Raw genomic sequence first — 18,423 nt, forward strand, 5'->3', positions numbered from 1 at the left:
CTTTTAGGGCTTGAACTCATTGCGCCTGGAGGCGTTTTGCTTGTCCTGACTTGAGGAGGAGCCATGCTGACGGATGCACAATGGGCGATGCTGGAGCCGCTGGTGGAGCAGTGCCGTCCGAAGGGCAAGCCCCCCGCAGGATCTGCGTCGGACTCTGGATGCCATCCTCTGGCGGCATGAGAACGGCGCGAAGTGGCGCTCTGTGCCGGCTGACCTGGGGCCCTGGTGGCGGGCCGCTCAGACCTTCATCCGCTGGGCTCGCCTGGGTGTCTGGGAAGCGTCTGCTCCATCTGGTGCAGGAGCGCGGCATTCAGCTTGGGATGAACTTCCTGGACGGCATAAGCGTGCGGGCGCATCAGAAGGCGGCAGGAGCGCGTCGAAAAGGGGCTCTCAAGCTCAACGAGACGATCGTGAAGCACTTGGTCGCTCTCGTGGCGGCTATGGCACCAAGGCTTGCGTGATCGCCGACGGTCTCGGACGCGCCATCGCGTTTCGGCTTGCACCGGGGCAGGCGCACGAGCGCCAGACGCCATTCCGCTGCTCGACAGCCTGCCGGACGTGCCGAGCTGGGTCGTGGCGGATCGCGGCTATTCCAGTCACAGCTTCCGCGAGCACATCTGGAGCATCGGTGCGAGGCCGGCGATCCCGGCCAAGTCCAATGAGGCGCCGGTCGCCTGTCCGGACTGGATCTATACTAACCGCAATGTCGTGGAGCGGCTCTGGGCCAGGCTCAAAGAGTGGCGCGCCGTTGCAACTCGCTACGAGAAGACCGCCTCATCCTTCGTCGGCGTGCTTTGCCTCGCCGCAGCAATCGACTGGCTCAAGACCTAACAGGCCGTAGTAGGATTGCGGAAGCGAACACCGATCCCTCCTTCACTGCTCTCATAAATAATTTCGATGCCAGCCTCGTCTAAGGCCCGCGAAAGCGCCTGGAGTGTGGGTCCGTGGGCCGTGAGCGGACCAGCTTTCTTCTCGAGGCGCTTGATAGTGGGCAGCGACACGCCAGAGGCTGTAGCGAGATCAGCTTGATCCCAGCGCAGCAGACCACGGGCAGCGCGCAAATGCTCACTCGTAAACTTTTTCGATCCTTTAAGTATCAAATGGCACCCAAAGTGTTGAATTATTACGCATTTTTTGATACTTTAAGAATCATAATCGTCGGAGGTAAACGATGCCCTGCATCTCTAAAACTGCAAAGTTCGTTAGTTTTGCCGTTATTTGGCCAACTCGCTCGAACTCTGGCGCCTTTCAAGACAATTCTCATAACTATGGCAGCAGGATCCCCAGTGACCCGCCATGCACCCCTTAATGCACTCGGGAATTCTGCTCACGAGCGTAGAGTCGTGGAGCGGAAACCACGGTAAAACGCTAGCATCAATGAGCATGTGGGCTCGTTTGTTGCCTGTCGCCCTCAAGCGCGTGTTGCCAATCATAAACCGAAACGTCTCGCCTGAGATATTGCCAGGCGGCCGGAAGATTGTGTCTCAGAGCTTCATCAATCCTCTGAAACAGAAGGACGAAAAATTCGAGTGCATTCCCGCCCCGGTCACAGACCGGCTCCTAATTAATGCTGTTTGGAGAACCGTCCTATGGCAGATGAACAAGGCCCAATCGTTGAGACTCCCAGCACCCGTACAGAGCTCAGTTATGCCATTCGCTCAGCAAAAGCAGTCGTAGGAGCGCTCATCGCAGGTGATCACAACGCTGCCGAGGCAGCAGCCCTTCGCACGTGCCGCGACTGTGATCTTCTGCTCCGACTTATCCGCGATATTGCAGCCGTGCTGCAGGTGAACGAACATAACCAGTTGACATGTTCTCAAGCGGAACTGATTTGGTTGGCCCGGCGGGCAACGTATGTGATGACGTTTGTGGGAGCGCCAGAGGCGAGCGACCGACTAACCTGCTTGTCTCCTGCACAGGACCGTCCCGCACAGCAGAAGATAGATTGGGTAAGCCCGTCCGCTCCGTCTGAGCTCACTGTTGCCTCAACCGGCCTGCGGGTTCAGCTTATTCCGATCGATGAAAGTGAAGGCGCGGTTTCACTTTGTGCCGATCGAGATGGTGATCATCATGAGCGCGAAGTCGGCGGGCCTCCGACGCCCGTCGAACGCTGAGGGCCATACGGATATGACCGTTGTCGAATTGTGCGATGTGGGAACGACGCGGCGGCTCAAGCTCACGCAACGGCAGCGCCTGGCGATTTGGGAGCGCGCCCGCGGCATCTGCGTCCTGTGTGAGCGGCCAATTGATGGTGTTCGCGAACGCTGGATTATCGAGCACCTTCGCGCTTTGGAGCTCGGAGGGCCGGATGAACCCGACAACATGGGACCAGCGCATGAATCCTGTGGGCTGCGTAAGACTCAGGACGATCATCGCCGCACCGCGAAAGCCAAGCGCCAGAAAATCCGGCACCTGGGCGCTGCCCAATCCAAACGTCCGATGCCCTGTGGTCGGCAAAGCCGCTGGAGGAAACGGCTCGATGGCACCATCGTGCTGCGTGAGTAATGCGTCGGCTTCATCACGAAGTCAGCTGACGAGTACGCCGACACGCATCGGTGTTCGTACCGGCATTGGCACTATTGATTGGCCCAATTTTCGAGACTGAGGCCGCTGACCCGTTGAAACACTTCCTCGTTGTTCGACACGAGGGTTAGATTCAGGGTCATGGCATGAGCCGCGATCCAGAGATCATGGTTGCCAATTAAGGCGCCGCGGGCGGCGAGTTCGGACCGAATGCGTCCATAGGTGCCAGCGACACCGGTTGCCATCGTAAGGACAGGTATTAGTGCTGTGAGCTCGTCCAAGATCATGAGCGCTTTGTTGGGCTCTGGGCCTTTCTGGGCCCCATAGGCCAGCTCGCCATAGGTTATGACGGAGATAGCCATCGAGCCCGGCGTCAGCACCTTGAATCGATCGAGCACCGCCTGTGGCTGGTCCCGGCGAATGTAGATGCAGATATTGGTGTCCAGGAGATAGCGTAGATCGGACATTACAGGCCCTCACGCTCCTGGGGTTGAGGATCATTGCGCTCAATGGTCGGAAGATCAGCCAGCAGCTCAAAGGCGCGGGCCAAATTCCCTGGCTTCTCGCGTAGGACGATTTCGTCACCGCGGCGAAAGATCTCGACCTCGTCGCTCGTAAGGCGGAATTGCTTGGGCAATCTGACTGCCTGACTGTTACCCGACCGGAAAACCTTAGCGACGACCATCCCAAACCTCCGTATATACATCAATGTATATACATGGCCTAACGATCGTAGAAGGGTGGTCTCATTTGTCCGCTTAGCCTCATGGGTGTGTCGCTCTCCTCACCCGCGATGAGTGGTGCCGGACGCGCTACGTCGCCTTGGCCGCGTGCCAAGGTTGGTGGATGGAACGGCAAGGCCATCGAGGATGTTGATGACATTGCCGCCCGAATTGCGGCGCCATGATTGCTAAGTTGCCCAGGGAGTTGCCCATGCCCACCGTCATCGCCGTTGAAGCCAAGCCCGTCGAATTCGAGGGAGTCGACAGCGGCTTTCTTCATCTCTATCTCGTTAAGACGGTCACGGACGACTTGGGACGGGTCATTTCCGAAAAGGTCATCCGCGGCACAGCAGGATCAAAAGGTGATCTTGAGACGCTGGTCGATGCCAATCTAGCCACCTCGCCCGATCGGAGAGGCGCTGACACTCCTGAGGAGAGGCACCGCAAAGTTCTCGATCTCGGCTCCAGAGATGCCAACGACGTCTGGCAGATCATGGTCGAGCATGCCAACAACATAGAAAAAGCCGATCTCGATTATAGCGTCGACATCGTCAGGGGAGCGCCTGGAGGAGACCTGAACAGCAACTCCGTCGTGGCCTCGGTGCTTCACTCGGTCGGCTTGAACCTGAGCACAAGCCTTCCTGTGGGCGTGAGCCGGTCGGATGCCCCGCTCTATGGTCAGCTCAAATATATGAACGTGGACGACGCGCTTTTCGGAACAGCGAATAACGATCTGATCCTAGGTGGCGAGGGAAACGACCGTCTCTATGGACGAGATGGAAACGATCGCCTCTACGGAGAAGGTGGCAACGATCAACTCCACGGCAGTTCTGGCAATGACCGTCTTTTCGGCGGCGATGGCAACGACAGTCTAGATGGTCGAGCCGGCAACGATGTTTTGGATGGTGGGAGCAATAACGACCGCCTTTACGGCAGCTTTGGTGATGACGTCCTGACCGGCGGAAGCGGCAACGACCGTCTCTACGGCGAGTCGGGCGCAGACATCCTTCGCGGCGGCTCAGGCAAGGACGCCTTCGTCTATAATGCGGTTCCGAGCAGCCCCGCAGACGTCGACACTATCCGCGACTTCTCTGTCGCCGACGATACGTTCTGGCTAAACAAAAAGGTGTTCACGGGCTTGGGAAGCGATGGCGTGTTGAAGTCGTCGGCCTTCAGGACGGGAACCTTCGCGCATGATTCAACCGACCGTGTCATCTACGACCGCGCCCATGGCGTGCTCTATTACGATCAAGATGGCAATGGCGCGTCTGAGCAGGTTGTGGTGGCACAGCTCTCCACAGGGCTGAAAATGGCCAACCTGGACATTTTGGTGATCTAGGCTCGGGCTGCAGCAGTCCCACGGTCTTCAGCCAAGACCACGCGGCGGCGGCACACTGGGTTAATCCTACCTGTTGCATTGAGCACTCGCGGGCCAAGTTGCGGATCAGGTCAGTGTAGTCTCTTGAGCCAACACCATAAGGATACGCCCTTTGCCGCTGGCGCAGCGCCCAGGGTCGAGCGCTATCCGTCTATTGCTCCAGAAGCGGCCTTGAGGCGGGAGGTCAAAGATAATTTACTCTCCATGGACTCAACGAGAGTTCGCGCAAATGTCGCTGTCATATGATGGCTATCGCGGTACACAAAAACGCCGCCTATTATTGTTGGACAGGAGGTAGCCCGGCAAAAGTGCTCAGAAAAATCGAGTGACGGCACCTTCAGCCGTTGTGCCGCAGCAAGCGTCAGATCCGGCCTGAAGACAGATGCCCGATCAGGGATACATGCGCCCTGCCAATTCTCGTTCGTCGCAAAGCATTTGCCGGGCTCGAATTGTAGCCAGGGAGTCGAAGCAACGGCTTGGACATTCAACCCAATGTCAAGAAGGCGCTGCCATGCATTTCCCATGCCTTCCACCACCGAGGCAGGATATGCAGGCGACTGCGAGATGAGCACCACGTCCGGCCGCTCCCGAGCGAGCCAGGCGAGAACGTTCTTCGACCATTCTGCACATTCGCTATAGGGGCGCTTGAGTGTCGGGCTGTACACGGCCTCGAGCGAGAACAAGCAGGCGGATTTCGCTACACCACGGAAAAAAACCGATTGCCGCCGGGCCATCTCTTCGAATGTCGGAAACCAATGCGTGGCGTGGGAATCCCCAAGCATGACGATCTTCAGCTTGCTCTTCGGATCCCCGTAATCGCAGCTCAAGACCTCGGTTCGGCTTTGGTTTTGATGGCACTTGCTGGCATAGGCCGCCGGAACGTCCTTCCTGGCCATCGCAGGCTGCGGTGCAGCGCGTGCAAGATCCTCCTGACGCCAGTCGTAACCTGGATCCTGCATGGCAACCGCCCCTCGCGGCAACCCTCCGGCGACCCCGGTGTCAGGAAAGCTGTCCCTCCATGCCAGGTAGCCCACCCCGGGGCCGACGATAAGAATTATCCCAGCCAAGCCTGCGGCCAAGGACCGATTGACCGAAGCTCCGCCGGTGCGGAAAGGATCCTCGACATAGACTTTGCTCAGATGAGCCAAGGCCACGGAGACGATGAGGAGGACAAGGCCGGACAGCGGTCCGATCGACCGACCTGTCACCTCGCCGAAGAGGATGATGACGGGCCAATGCCAAAGGTAGAGCGAGTAGGATATATCGCCGAGATACTGGAACGGGCGTGCATTCAGAACCGGGCTGACCGACCAGCGTGACAAGGCGCCGCTGGACCTGATCACGGCGGCCGCCCCGAACGTTGGCAATATGGCTGCGTAACCGGGAAAACTAGTCTCGTCGCTATAAGCAAGACACGCGACGACGATCGCGCCAAGGCCGGCGCCCCCGAGCGCTGCGCGGGCAGGTTGGGAGAGAGGCTTTCTCGCCTGAAAGACGGCCAGCGCCCCCCCGAGAGCGAGCTCCCAGGCCCGGGTGGTGGTGGCAAAATAGGCCACGCCCGGATTGAGGGGTGTCAGCCAGATCGAATAGAGAAGCGATCCCAGTCCGATCAGGCCGATGAACCACCCGAAGGCTGCGCGGCGGCTGATTGTTTTCCCTCGCGCAAGATAGAGGATGGGAAGGAGGATCAGGGGCCAGGCGATGTAGTATTGCTCTTCGACCGAAAGCGACCAGAAGTGGTTCATCGGCCCCCTGGCGTCATCGGCCAGATAGTCCACCGCTTGAGCGGCCAGGAACCAGTTCTGGACGTACAAGGCGCTGGCGACGAGGCTGCCGGTAATGTCCGACCATTGTGCCCTCGCGAAGAAGGGGATCGAGAGGGCCACCGCCAGCGATACGACGGTTGCGGCAGGCAGAAGGCGCCGGATACGCCGGGCATAGAAGGCCGGAATGTCGATCCTGCCGGTGCCCTCGAACTCCTTGAAGAGGGAACCAGTGATTAGGTAGCCGGATATGACGAAGAAGACGTCGACGCCCACATAGCCGCCCGGCAGCGCGCTCGGCCATATGTGATAGACGAGAACGGCCAGCACCGCCACGGCACGAAGGCCTTGAATTTCGGGAACAAGCTGGTGGCGGGCGGATAGCATATTTCAGAATTCACCAGACAGAGCGAGCTTGATACTAAGAAGAGTGGCCTCCTTGCAAGCTTATAGAGTGGAATACGATGAGGCCGCCACGCAATAATTGCAACAAGTATGAAGCACCATAGCAACGGCGCTAGGGCGTCGTAATCCTGTTGGGAGCAGTCGACAGAATAGGCTCGTTGTGCTTGGAACTGTGGCTTCAACGGGATTGACGGTCGGGTGCCCGAGATATTCTCTGCATCCAGTCTCGATGACGAGCCTTAGCACCCCCTGGAATTCGCGCCACCGCTGGTGGTGAAGTTTAACCCAGGCCTCTTCTTCGAGTGAGTTGTCGTCTGGAGATCGCTGTTCCGTAGGAGGTTGCCCCCCTGGGCAATGAGATGCGTCTACATGGCGCGGAAGCGAGCTGGTCAGCAAATCTCCTCTCGGTCTTACGGTGGACCACCGCTGCACTCCACTACTGCGAGGGCACACAGCAATTCTAGCGCCCCGACAACGTCTTGAGCCTGTATCGCAGCACAACAGCGCCAAGGCGGACGATCTCCACCGGATCGCGGGCGAGGCGAAATTGCTTGGAGTGTCGGACGGCCGGACTGTTGCCCGCCTGGCAGACTTTTGCGATGGCCAGCGCCTCACCCGTATCTATCTTGATGTATATACAAAAGCGGGCAACTTCGAGGGCTCGTTGCTCCTAGACAGTTAACATTTAAGCTTAGCCCAAAACTTTACCAAGCGGCCTAGTTTACAGAGCTTATCAGTTCGAGGCTAAGGTTGGCTTAAGGTCCAGCTGGGAGCCAAATTCCTTTGCTTACCGATGCAACAGATATATAGGTTCCGGCTTTGCCCAAGCCCTTCAATCCATATGTGCCCCCCTGGCGGCCGGGATGTGATCCTCACAGATGAGCATTGCACAGAACCTCAAGCGTATCCTTCCGACGGAGGCGCGAACCCTAATCAAGCGGAGGTTCCCGGAGCCGGTTAGGAAGCTTGCAATTGGTTTGGATTCAATCCCCCTGGTATTGAATGGCCAAGCCTGGGACCGGTTTCAGCAGCCGAATCCCAACCGAGAGCCCCACCCCTTGTTTTCCAAGATTTGGTCGGGGTTCGGCGAGCGAGCCGCCAGGGAACTCGAACTTTCCAAGCCTTTGGCTCAGCGCGAGCGGACGACCTTGGCCGCGACGGCATGGTCACTCGCGAAGTGGTATGCCTTTAATGGAAATTACGGCGCCACGCTCGAGAACCTAGTTCTCATGACGACGGCCTTCCCCCGAATGCGCCGCAATGTCTACACCCAGCTCATGATGGTCGAATGCCTGCTCCGCCTCGACCGTCCGGACGAGGCTCAAGCATGGCTGCAATGGGCCTCGAAACACACAAGGATGCGGGCGGAGTTCTATTTCTCGGCCGCGAATATCTGCCACGCGCTGGCCGGCCGGGCCGGATCGGTGCGCTTAGCCGATGCCGAGCGCCTGGCATGGCTGAACAAGGTCTACGAGGAAAGTGGATTTTCGAAAGTCAGCCTGCTGAACGATGATGCGCCCTTGAGCATCGAGAACCTCACCGTTGCTCATCCGCGCCCTACGGAGGCATCGGCGAAGCTCAGCGTTCTAGTTCCCGCCTATAACTGCGCCGATACTCTCCCGATCGCCCTGAACAGCGTCCTCAATCAGACGTGGCGCAATCTGGAAGTCCTCGTGGTCGATGACAAGAGCCCGGATGGGACCTGGCAGGTCATCCAGCACTTTGCGGGACGCGACAGCCGTGTCATTCCGTTGCGACATGAACAAAACGGCGGTGCATACGCGGCGAGGAATACAGCACTCGCTCATGCGACGGGAGACTTCGTTACCGTTCACGATGCGGATGACTGGTCGCACCCGGAAAAGTTCGCCGCACAGATGCTTCATGCAACCTCCCGCCCGGACGGCATCAGCACAACAATCGGCGTTCGTGTCGCAAACGATCTCCGCTTCGACGTCAAGGCCAATATGGCCGGAATGCTCATGGAGAACACCTCATCGCTGCTCGTGAGAAGGCAAACTTTGGCTGATCTCGGCGGCTGGGATGTCACGCGGCTCGGAGCGGACTCGGAGTTGTACGAGCGCATCCGAGCACGGCACAATCTCGTGCCGAACAAGCTCTTTCCCGCAACGCCATTGACTCTCATCCTGTTCAGCGGCTCTTCGCTCACCCAGACCAAGGCTGCCGGGATCGCGACCGTGAACTATGGGGCGCGGCGCCAGTACAAGGAGGCTTATCGCTTCTGGCATGCGACGGAGATGGCAAAGCCCGAGCCCGACTTGCGCATGACGCCGGACCGGCGCTTTCCGGCCCCCCGGATCATCCTGGGACATCGGGAGCCTATCCAGGACATCGACGTCATCGTCGTCGGGAACTTCGCCGATGCGTCCCGGTCCTTCGAGCAAGACGTCGGCCGCTGGCAGACGCTGACGGAAGCTGGCCTTAAACTCGGCCTCGTTCATTGGCCAAGCTTCAGGCGTGCCGAGTCCAACATCATGCCGCCGGTCCGCGCTGCCCTTGCGGCCGCTCTCGTCGTGAATATCGTTCCCGGTGAAAATGCCTCATGCAAAGCGGCTATCCTCCTTGATGCCGCTCTCCTCGACGATCCGCCATCGCCGCTACCGGTCATCGCGGCCGAGCGCCTATACGTTGTCAGCGATAACACACCTTCGACCCTCCAGGCAGAAGCTGCGGCACAGTATTTCGGATGCGCTCCGCTCCTCGTCGACGAAGCCGGATTGATCCGTGCCTTGAATAGCCTCAAGCCCGTCGCGCCAGAGGTGACTGACTCGTAGGTCAGGTTCGCGCGTCGATCGGCCGAGTGCGAAGAAGAGACGGCTCCCGTCGCGGTTGCGGGCGCGCTCAATCCCGAACGGTCTGGGCGGGGAGCAGACTTTCCGGAACCGGAAACGGACGCCTATCAAGCGGAAAAGGCATTTGGGGTCTCTCCGCGGTCTCGTGCCAGAGTCCGAAGGACCGTCGATAGGCGCTGCGCACGGGGCTGAAGAGCCCCATCTCGCTGTCGATAGCGAAGACTCCGCCGCCGGAGAGAGTTGCCTCCGACCAGTTCACGAACGACAGCAGCTTGCCGATCCTCACGATGCTGTGCCGCCCGAAGGCCCGCTCCATTCGAAGATGGAATTCCCCATCGCCAGCCGCACGGACCGAGTCGTACCACCCGATCCTTTCGATCACTGCGCCGCGCCTGTACATCAGAGATGAAGCATCCGGCCGAAGATAGCCGTTCAACGCCCGGAATCCGCGCTCCCGCGAGCAGCGGATGTGTTCAACCCAGGTCGCAACCGCCGACCGGTTTCTTTGCAGTTCGGCGACAGCGCTCGCGATCTTCTGAGGGTGAGCCCAATCGTCGGCATCCTGATTGGTGACAAAGTCGCCCGTCGCGGCAGCTAGAGCCGTGTTGCGAGCAACGAAGGCGCCTGAATTCTGCGCCAGCGCGATCAGGCGAAAACGCGGATCGGCGTCACAGAACCGGACGGCGATCGGGGCGGTTTCGTCGTCGCTGCTGTCGTCGACGATGATGACCTCGAGATCCCGGTAGGTTTGGCTGCGCAACGATTCCAGGGCGTAGGATAGGGTCCGCGCACTGTTGTAGGCGGGCATCAGGATCGAGACCAGCGGCCCCCGTACGGGAGCCGCCATATCGAGGGCCGCCCTGAGGTTGTCGCAGCAGAGCGGCGCATGCGCATCTTTCAGAGCAACCGGATCGAGACCTTGTCGGGCAAGAACGGCGTTGATACCTTCCGTCTGGAGATCATAACGGCCGCTCCAGAAATGAATCTGCGCATCAAGAATGTCGATCTTGGACCTGTTCCTGTCGCTGCGCGCCTCGCCCCTGAGGGCAGTCTCAAGCTCGTGCGCCTCTGCGACCATGCCTCTGGACCGGAGGTGATGAGCGCACTTCAGGATGATGTCGAAATGGCTCGCGGTCAGCGATACCCTATGGTCCAGGATGTACCTCAGTGCCGCCTTGCCGGTGGCCGGGCCCAGATTCTCGGCAAATAGGAATACCTTCGCCAGGAACGCCGCGGCGTCCTCGCTTTCCGGCTCCTTCAGAACGGTCCCGATGATGTGCCCGACCAGATCGAAGCGCTTCAGATTGGCCGCGGCCAAGAGATAGAGATTTCGGCAGTCGAGATCCTGCCTGGGCTCCACGGGCATCGTCTCGTAGACCTGGACGAGCTCCTCGAACCGATGAGCCGCGAGGAGCGCGTTGAGCAGAGCGCGCCATGCTCGCACCGTATTCGGTTTGGCGTGGAGCAGATATTCGGCTGCCCGGTTGAAATTGCCCGCTTCGAGGAGCGCTCCGGCCCGGCCCAAAACCGCCGTCCGGCGGTTCAGCGACATCGCTCTCAGCTGAAACAGCACCCTCCTGAGAAGATCGTTCTGCTTAAGGCGAGTGGCGGTTCGCCGGAGGAGATGTTTCATCGGGGATGGTCAGCCTGTTGCACATGAGGCGCGAGACTTATCATCCGGGCGGACGGCGGGGCAAGCCGCGCGGCGCCAGGCGCTTCTGCGCTCCTCCCGCCTGCCAATCCGCTGATCCTTCATTGACTTTGGGGTATTTATGTTACAGGCCCTTGGTTCCATGAGGGCCGGAGCAGCGCTGGCGCCACAGATCGTAATGGGAACGATGAGAGCTCTTCTGAAGGCCGCGCTTTCCGGAATCCCCTGGCCCGTAAGACGGATGATGAAGGCCGTCGTGCCAGGTGGCTTCGTCCAGGCAACGGCCAAGCTTGTCGCGCCGCCTATCCAGGCTCCCCCACCTGCACCCGTCCCGAAAGAGCCGCCACGGAAGGACATTGCGCGCCTTCTGTTCGATCCCCGTTGGTACGTCAGCCGGCATCCTGAGGTGCCAGCCGATCACGACGAAGCTTACAAGCACTATCAGACGAATGGGAGGCTGGCGGGCCACTCGCCGACCCCGTTGTTCGCCGATGTTCCCCTTCCCGTGCGCACGACGCTGCCGCAAGAGCATCTCTTCCGCGCGACGGCTTCCCCGATCCTCTCCCGCATGCCGCCGACGCAGTACCTGGAACTCTACCGCTTCCGCGAGAAGCGCACGGTCTATCGACCCAGCACCACGCTCGCCGAGTATCTCCGGCGCGCCATGATTAAGCCTGACTTGATCGGGCCCGATCTGACCGAGTATGACCTTCGGATCGTCGCGTATATGGACGGCGAGAAGAAGAGGTTCTCCGCTGACAATATCGAAGCATCTCAGGCAGACTTAGTCTCGATTGTCCTGGTCGCCGCCGATGATGTTGGGGTGCTGGAAGATACGATTGTCTCGGTTCTGATACAGTCCCATGAAAACTGGGAACTGATCGTCGCGAATATCGGGGACCGCGCGGAGGCCGACGCGGTTGTCTGCCAGTTCGACGATGCCCGCATCAAGCGCTTGCCGCTCGATGGGTACATCACAGCCGGTCAGGCGCGGAATGCCTGTGTCGCAGCGTCATCAGGCAATCTCATCGCCTATCTCGCCCCGACTACCTTATGGGATCCCGACTGCCTTCTTGTCCTGCGCAACCGCATGCGTGCGACCGGTGCCCGTGCGAGTTACGGAGCGCAGGTCGTTTGGAACGGCTTCGATGCCGATTCCCGCCTGGGCTGGTCCTTCAAATCCATCCGGTTCTCGCCGTTCAACCGCAGCCTGATCGAGAATCTGGACACCCTATCCACGACGGTTCTGATCCATGACCGCTCCCTTTTCGACGAGGTCGGGCCCTTTGACGACTCGTTGAGCGGTCATGTGGATTGGGATTGGATCACGAGGATGACGGAAGCGACGCGCCCCGAGGCGGCTCCGTGCCTGCTCGGCCACCACTTTCTGCCGCAGCGGAATGAAAGTATTACATCCGAGACGTCCGTCGAAAGCGTAGCAAGGGAACGGGACGGTGAGGTCGCGGCTCTGCGGGAGGCCAGGGCCAAACTCGCCGCGAGGGCAGACTGGTCGCAGCCCTTCATGACGACGGACGGACGCGAACACCTGGCGTTCTCGATCAGCCGCACGGTGCGGGCCGCTCGAAGGGGGAAGCTGGCCGGCCTGCCGGCCGAGCGCGTGCAGATCCTCATCCCGAATTACGAATCCCTCGACGAACTCGCGATGTGCCTTGCCTCAATCGCCGAACACACCCCCTCACCATACAACGTACTGGTCGTCGACAACGGATCGTCCGATGAGACCTATGCGCGCCTCGAAAGCATGATTGCGTCGCTCGACCATGCCAGCCTCCTTCGCGAGACGAGCGCCTCGGGCTTCTCCATTGCCGTCAATCGGGGCCTTGCCGAGCTTGCCGACAGGAACGACAAGATCCTCATCCTGAACAACGACACCTTGGTGACGCCCGATTGGCTCGACGAGCTGAGATACGTCCTGTTCAAGCACGAGGGCGCGGGCATGGCGGTTCCCCGACAGGTGATCCCGGCCGGAACCAAGGCCCTCAAGCTTCACATGCCGGCGGCCGACACCCGCTTCGAATGCGACATCAACCTTTCGAGCCAGCACGACAACATCCTCGATCCGGACTTCGACCCGGACGACAACCTCGTCGAGCTCGGCTTCGCCCCCCTGTTCTGTGGCCTGATCCGGCCGGAGACGATCAAGGCCCTCGGCGGCTTGGATGAGCGCAACGGGCCCCATTATCGCTCAGACTGGATCTTCTGCGAAGCCCTGCGGCGGATCCTCAATCAGAGGATTCTCTATACGCCTCACAGCAAGATTTATCATCTTCAGGGCGTTGCGACACGGGTGAGGGACACCTCAACGCAATTACGGCTTGATCAGTCCAGCGTAGCGCAGCCTGCACCTGATGCCAGAGCGAAACCCGATCACCAATCGGAGCGCCCATGATGCCATTTCAATCTCGATTTACGCGGACAGATACGTCAATCAAACGTTGCGAACACAAGGCAGAACAGGCGGTGGGAGGCTCGGCAGTCCAGACCCACAGACTAGTGACCGCTTTCGGATCAACATACTGATACCGCCATGAACGCACCGAACGAAAAATCTGATGATACGGTCCTGGCGCAGTTGCAAGACGAGTTGATGCAGTTGCGAGCAGAGCGGACGCGCCTCCGTTTCCAGTTGCTTGATGCCAACGCACGATTTGCTGAGAAGGAGCGTGGTTCAGACCCGACTGCTCTGAGAGCAGAAATCAATGACTTAAAAGCAGAAATCAAGCAATCGAAGGTTAGCTTCAGGAAGAGCCTGCAGGACCGGGATGCTATCATTCGCAGTCTCTATAGCTCGACATCTTGGAAAGTTACCCGCCCAATCCGAGCACTCAGCAAAGGAGCAATCGCGGCCTATAGGAACGCAGCACGAATATTGCATTATTTAAGGGCTAGTACGACAACATCTCCCGCTGAGGTCCGCCGACTGGAAGCGACCGTTCAGCCTGCTCCCGAGAAACCGGAACAGATCCAGCCCGATGGCCTTGAGTTTGGGCACTCGCGCCTCAATGCACGTGAAGTTGGTCCGGCCATGCTTTTCATCACCCATGGACGCGGTGGTGGGACTGAACGGCACGTTCAGGAGATGCGATCCTCTTTAGAGGCAGAAGGAATCCCAGTCTATATCCTGAGGTCAAATCCTAAACGGCTTGGGAGTCTGGAATTTGACAAGCTCGGCCTGGATGATGCTCCCACTTTGCCACGGTTCCATGTTCCGAGTGATGTTGATGCGCTGGCGCAGGCGATAAGGGCATTAAAGATCAGGCACATTCACGTCCAGCATCTAGCGGATGCCGGTAACGGCGCTGAGGATTTCGTTCGCAAGGTTGCAGACGTCGCCAGTATACAATATGATGTTACGCTTCATGACTATATGGTCGCGTGCCCGCGCTTTACGTTAATCGGTGCTTCCGGCGTCTACTGCGGGGAGCCAGAACCTGCTGCTTGCGGCGCTTGCCTCCGCACACTTCCAAACAACAGTGGCGGCATCTCCATCGAAGATTGGAGGGAGCACTTTGGTCGGTTCCTACATAGCGCTCGGCGCATCTTCGTTCCTGACGTAGATGTTGCCAACCGAATGCAGCGGTACTTTCCTCATATAAGTTTTACGTTGCGCCCTCATCCCACGACGGTAGGTGAACGGCCGCAGCTATTGAAGGCGAGCCGCGAAAAAAGAAGGGTCGCGATTGTCGGGGGTATCAATCCGCATAAAGGCTCAAAGCTCATTCTCGAATGTGCACGATACGCAGCATACCATCAGCTCCCAATCGAATTTGTTGTGATCGGATATATTGGAGGCTACTCAATATCGAAGAATCGCGCTGACAAGGAACGACCTAACTTGACCGTAACTGGAAGGTATGCAGACGTCGACCTGCAAAATCTTCTGCACGAGCAGGCGCCAGATATTGCCTGGTTACCATCTGTCGGCCCCGAGACGTTCAGCTACACACTGTCATCATTAATTGAGGCAAAGCTCTTTCCCGTTGTGTTTGATCTTGGCGCCCCAGCACAGCGCCTGAAGGATCTGAACTGGGGGAGCATCATGCCGGCCGAGTATATGTTATCCCCGGCTGATGCTGTTAACTTCCTCATGCAGGTCAAACCATTCTCCCCCCCGAATAACTTAGCCTTATCCGCGACTGTGTCATACAAGAGGCTCTCATCAGAATATTATAGCTTCGAGCCAAAATTCTTCGGTGATTGAGAGAACATGAACTGCCCCTGAGATTTTCCTGCATATGGAGTTAGAGTCCGGTCCATCACAAGGACGGACTATGAAGCCTTCACGGATGGCGGAAGAACAGATTATTGGGAACCTGCGCAAGTCGGAAGCCGGGCGAAAGTGGCGGCCCGTTGACCTGCCACTGAAGTTTCATCCAGTGGCGTTTAGAGCCTCGACAGGTGCACATATGCAGGACGAGCTACAGAGTACAATGATAATCCGCCCAGAGCATTCGAACTCTACGTGGCTCTACTTTGTCCGAAGGTTCTCGGAGCACCAAGCCTGGAAGGTCCCTTCTCCTGATCGGAAGGGATGAGGGTACAGTTCCTGTAGTTGTGTGCGGGATCGATAAACATGCCTCTGTGCGTACTGGATCGGAGTACCATCCTCGTAAGCTCCATACGCCCACCATCCCTTAGGTATCTGGGGGGCAGCTTGAGCTGACAACCTTTCTCTGTACCACCGGAGTAGTTCGAAGACCTCATATCGTCCATTGGAGTACCGCTCCAGAACAGCTTCACCGACACTATTCACTTTCGTGAAATGAAAGAAACGAAGCGGACTTCCGCCTGCGGTAATCTCACCACTCGGGAGCAAGCAAATTGGCCGGTTGCTAAGATTCCAACACGCGACGTTGTACCCAGGATCTCGCAGAATGCCGGTTTGTGGAAAGAAGGCTGGGATAAGGTCGCACCACCGCTGATCTGTAAACAATCCCGCTGGAATGTCGTCATAGCAGTGCTTAAGAAGACGATCGCTCCACCATTCTGCACAGGCCCTGCCCTCTGGACAGTTTCTGACAGCTATGAAACCAAGGTTGTAAACCCCATGCTTCAAGGAACCGATTTCATTATCAAGAATCCCATAGCTGGTTCTTTCCGGACTCACCAAGTGAGGGGTTAGCACGACTGAATGCTTGTCGAGAAGCTCAACAACTGGATTCAAGGAATCAAACAGCGCAATATCAGGATCGAGATAAATTACCTTCTCTGCCCCAGAATCGAGAACCTTGCAGAGCATTCGACCCTTCACAGCTGTGCAAAGCTCCACGATGTCGTGCGAAAAGATCCAGCCATCGAGATCTGGAATATCAAGCTCGTCAACCCGAACGACGTGATCGAAGCCTTCCTCTTCAAGATTGAAGACGAAATCGTTGGGCTCCCGATCTGACAGGCATAACCAAAGAACCCAGTCCGGGTGGTAGCGCTTAACAGTCTCTGCGAGCACCCGCGCTCGATCCAAATAGCTGAAGGTTACGCTTGTAAAACAGTGGATCTTAGCCATTAGATGTCTTTCAGGAGATACGTCGCCGTAGCCGAGTTCGTCGCCAGCTCAGCGAAACGCTTCCGCCGTGTAAGCTTGTCTAGGGTATCGCCCGCGAAGAGCGCAAACAATTCTTCTTCACTATCGATTGCACATCCCTTGTCTGAACCCATCCGCCGTACAGCTGGCCAAATATTACCGGCACCTTTACGCGCGATCACAAATGCGCCGCCGGCGATTGCTTCGTGCGTAGTGAACGAGAAGGTCTCATAACACAGCGACCAGTTAACAACTACGTCGAGCCTCAGATCGGCAACAGCCCGCGTCATCGCGTTCCGACCTTGTTCCTTAATGGATACATTAATGAACTCGATGTTGTGTGCCGACTTAACCTGTGACACACCGAGATGGAAGAACTGGTATCGATGGTCACTGGCGAATTTTGTCGCAAGGGCTTCAAATGTGTGCCATCCCTTATTGTAGAATGGCACACCAAGAAACCCAATTCTTAGAGACTGATGATCTCTGATCGTCGTAGCCTGGTCGAAAACCAACTCGCCGTGCGGAACGACAGTTGCAGCTTTGAATGGCATATCATGATGCTCCTTCCAGAAGCTCAGAGCCGTTTCTGATGGGGCAAGAACTGTCGGCAGCATCGACTCGAATGCCTTCCTTACTCGACTTGTATGCCGCTGACGTTCGCCACCGTAGCAACAGATGCTGCATACAGCTGAATCGACACTGGGGGCGTGGCAAAACGCGACATCATTGCGAAGGAGAGCGTAGTTCGAGCACAGGGTAAAGAAGTCATGTACCCAGAAAATGACCTCGTCGGGCGAGAGTCTATCAGCAGTTTCGACGATCAACTCAGGGCTAAGGCCGAGCAGGTGGTGCACCACCAGATTGAGCTTTCTGGCTTTATTGCGTGACTCGGCAATTTCTGTGACCACCTCTTCGAGGGTCAAGACGCCGATCAATTTCCTTTGTATCCTGACTGATACGAGAAAGTCCGTTGCTGACGTCTCGTCAGACAGCATTGGTAGTGGCTGCGCGGGACAGATATGGATGTATGCCCACCCTGCACGCCGGAACTCTGCCTCCTCGTCACCTACACAATTCTGGATCCCGCCATCGACCTTGGCATAGTCGTCATGACTAAACGCAAGAATGAATCCTTGATGCATATCAATGGTGAACTCTGCCAAAGCATCACGTAAGCTCACTCGGTTAGCGAGAGCCGTTGTTGGCGAGTTTGCCCAATGTTTTGCGCGCTGTCGTGGAGACACCGCGTTGTTGATAGCCATTCTGACGGGATCGACGACCGTTCTCGACGTTCCGTTATCGGATTTACCCGCCCCAACGCTGGCGGCACCCGGCTTCGGGCTAGGATGCAGGCCCCTTGCTGCTCCCTTACGAGCATAATGAACGAGGGGGCACTCGCCGCTTTTTCGCACGGCGGGATTCATCTCGAGATAGTAGCGGGTGTCAAAATTTGCGCTCGGATTACGCCCTTGCCGCCATCCGACGGAAAAGTAGTCATCCGCGAGATCTTTGATACCACGACATGCATCCGGATAGGTGCGCGCATAAAACTTTGCATCGAACAAAGCTTTAGCTAGTGAGAGGGCAGTTTGATCTTTCATTTGATGAGCTGAACCGTATGAT

12 protein-coding genes and 1 pseudogene are annotated in these 18,423 nt (G+C 57.8%); 7 read left to right on the forward strand and 6 right to left on the reverse strand.

Annotated elements, in window-relative coordinates; translation table 11 throughout:
• Positions 1-63 precede the first annotated feature (63 nt).
• Positions 64-831 (forward strand): annotated as a pseudogene (locus JKL46_RS05510) (IS5 family transposase).
• Here the strand turns inward: JKL46_RS05510 and JKL46_RS05515 are convergent.
• Positions 828-1,100: a helix-turn-helix domain-containing protein gene (locus JKL46_RS05515; RefSeq protein ID WP_210381262.1), complete on the reverse strand. Its 273-nt coding sequence runs from the start codon at positions 1,098-1,100 to the stop codon at positions 828-830. The pseudogene JKL46_RS05510 and the gene JKL46_RS05515 overlap by 4 nt on opposite strands.
• A gap of 919 nt (positions 1,101-2,019) precedes the next feature.
• Between JKL46_RS05515 and JKL46_RS05520 the strand changes: the two genes are divergently transcribed.
• The gene (locus JKL46_RS05520) at positions 2,020-2,505 is read left to right on the forward strand and encodes an HNH endonuclease signature motif containing protein (RefSeq protein WP_201830581.1); all 486 of its coding nucleotides are present in this window, start codon (positions 2,020-2,022) and stop codon (positions 2,503-2,505) included.
• A 71-nt stretch (positions 2,506-2,576) separates the two neighbouring features.
• Here the strand turns inward: JKL46_RS05520 and JKL46_RS05525 are convergent, their stop codons facing one another.
• On the reverse strand, positions 2,577-2,990 hold the full coding sequence (locus tag JKL46_RS05525; RefSeq protein WP_201830582.1) for a type II toxin-antitoxin system VapC family toxin: 414 nt from the start codon (positions 2,988-2,990) through the stop codon (positions 2,577-2,579).
• Positions 2,990-3,208, reverse strand: coding sequence for an antitoxin (locus JKL46_RS05530; RefSeq protein WP_201830588.1), 219 nt, complete (start codon positions 3,206-3,208; stop codon positions 2,990-2,992). The genes JKL46_RS05525 and JKL46_RS05530 overlap by 1 nt, the downstream gene beginning before the upstream one ends.
• Before the next feature lie 248 nt (positions 3,209-3,456).
• On the opposite strand from JKL46_RS05530, the gene JKL46_RS05535 reads away from it, so the two are divergent.
• A complete protein-coding gene (locus JKL46_RS05535; protein ID WP_201830590.1) occupies positions 3,457-4,584 on the forward strand; it encodes a calcium-binding protein in 1,128 nt (375 codons plus the stop codon).
• Between the two features lie 182 nt (positions 4,585-4,766).
• On the opposite strand, the gene JKL46_RS05540 is transcribed toward JKL46_RS05535, so the two are convergent.
• Positions 4,767-6,773, reverse strand: coding sequence for an acyltransferase family protein (locus JKL46_RS05540; RefSeq protein ID WP_201830591.1), 2,007 nt, complete (start codon positions 6,771-6,773; stop codon positions 4,767-4,769).
• A 1,076-nt stretch (positions 6,774-7,849) separates the two neighbouring features.
• Here JKL46_RS05540 and JKL46_RS05545 point away from each other — a divergent pair.
• Positions 7,850-9,586, forward strand: coding sequence for a glycosyltransferase family 2 protein (locus tag JKL46_RS05545; RefSeq protein ID WP_201830593.1), 1,737 nt, complete (start codon positions 7,850-7,852; stop codon positions 9,584-9,586).
• Positions 9,587-9,653: 67 nt separating this feature from the next.
• Here JKL46_RS05545 and JKL46_RS05550 read toward each other — a convergent pair whose 3' ends face one another.
• The gene (locus JKL46_RS05550; protein ID WP_201830595.1) at positions 9,654-11,237 is read right to left on the reverse strand and encodes a glycosyltransferase family 2 protein; all 1,584 of its coding nucleotides are present in this window, start codon (positions 11,235-11,237) and stop codon (positions 9,654-9,656) included.
• A 205-nt stretch (positions 11,238-11,442) separates the two neighbouring features.
• On the opposite strand from JKL46_RS05550, the gene JKL46_RS05555 reads away from it, so the two are divergent.
• From JKL46_RS05555 to JKL46_RS05565, 3 genes are all read left to right on the forward strand, one after another.
• Positions 11,443-13,665: a glycosyltransferase family 2 protein gene (locus JKL46_RS05555; RefSeq protein ID WP_201830597.1), complete on the forward strand. Its 2,223-nt coding sequence runs from the start codon at positions 11,443-11,445 to the stop codon at positions 13,663-13,665.
• A gap of 138 nt (positions 13,666-13,803) precedes the next feature.
• A complete protein-coding gene (locus tag JKL46_RS05560; RefSeq protein ID WP_201830598.1) occupies positions 13,804-15,477 on the forward strand; it encodes a hypothetical protein in 1,674 nt (557 codons plus the stop codon).
• Between the two features lie 930 nt (positions 15,478-16,407).
• Positions 16,408-16,665, forward strand: a complete 258-nt coding sequence (locus JKL46_RS05565; protein WP_201830599.1) for a hypothetical protein — start codon at positions 16,408-16,410, stop codon at positions 16,663-16,665.
• 113 nt (positions 16,666-16,778) lie between these two features.
• On the opposite strand, the gene JKL46_RS05570 is transcribed toward JKL46_RS05565, so the two are convergent.
• Positions 16,779-18,401 carry a hypothetical protein gene (locus JKL46_RS05570; RefSeq protein ID WP_201830602.1) on the reverse strand — a complete coding sequence of 541 codons (1,623 nt, stop codon included), beginning with the start codon at positions 18,399-18,401 and terminating at the stop codon, positions 16,779-16,781.
• Between the last annotated feature and the right edge of the window lie 22 nt (positions 18,402-18,423).

The organism is Microvirga zambiensis WSM3693, from assembly GCF_016735695.1.
GTDB lineage: Bacteria > Pseudomonadota > Alphaproteobacteria > Rhizobiales > Beijerinckiaceae > Microvirga > Microvirga zambiensis.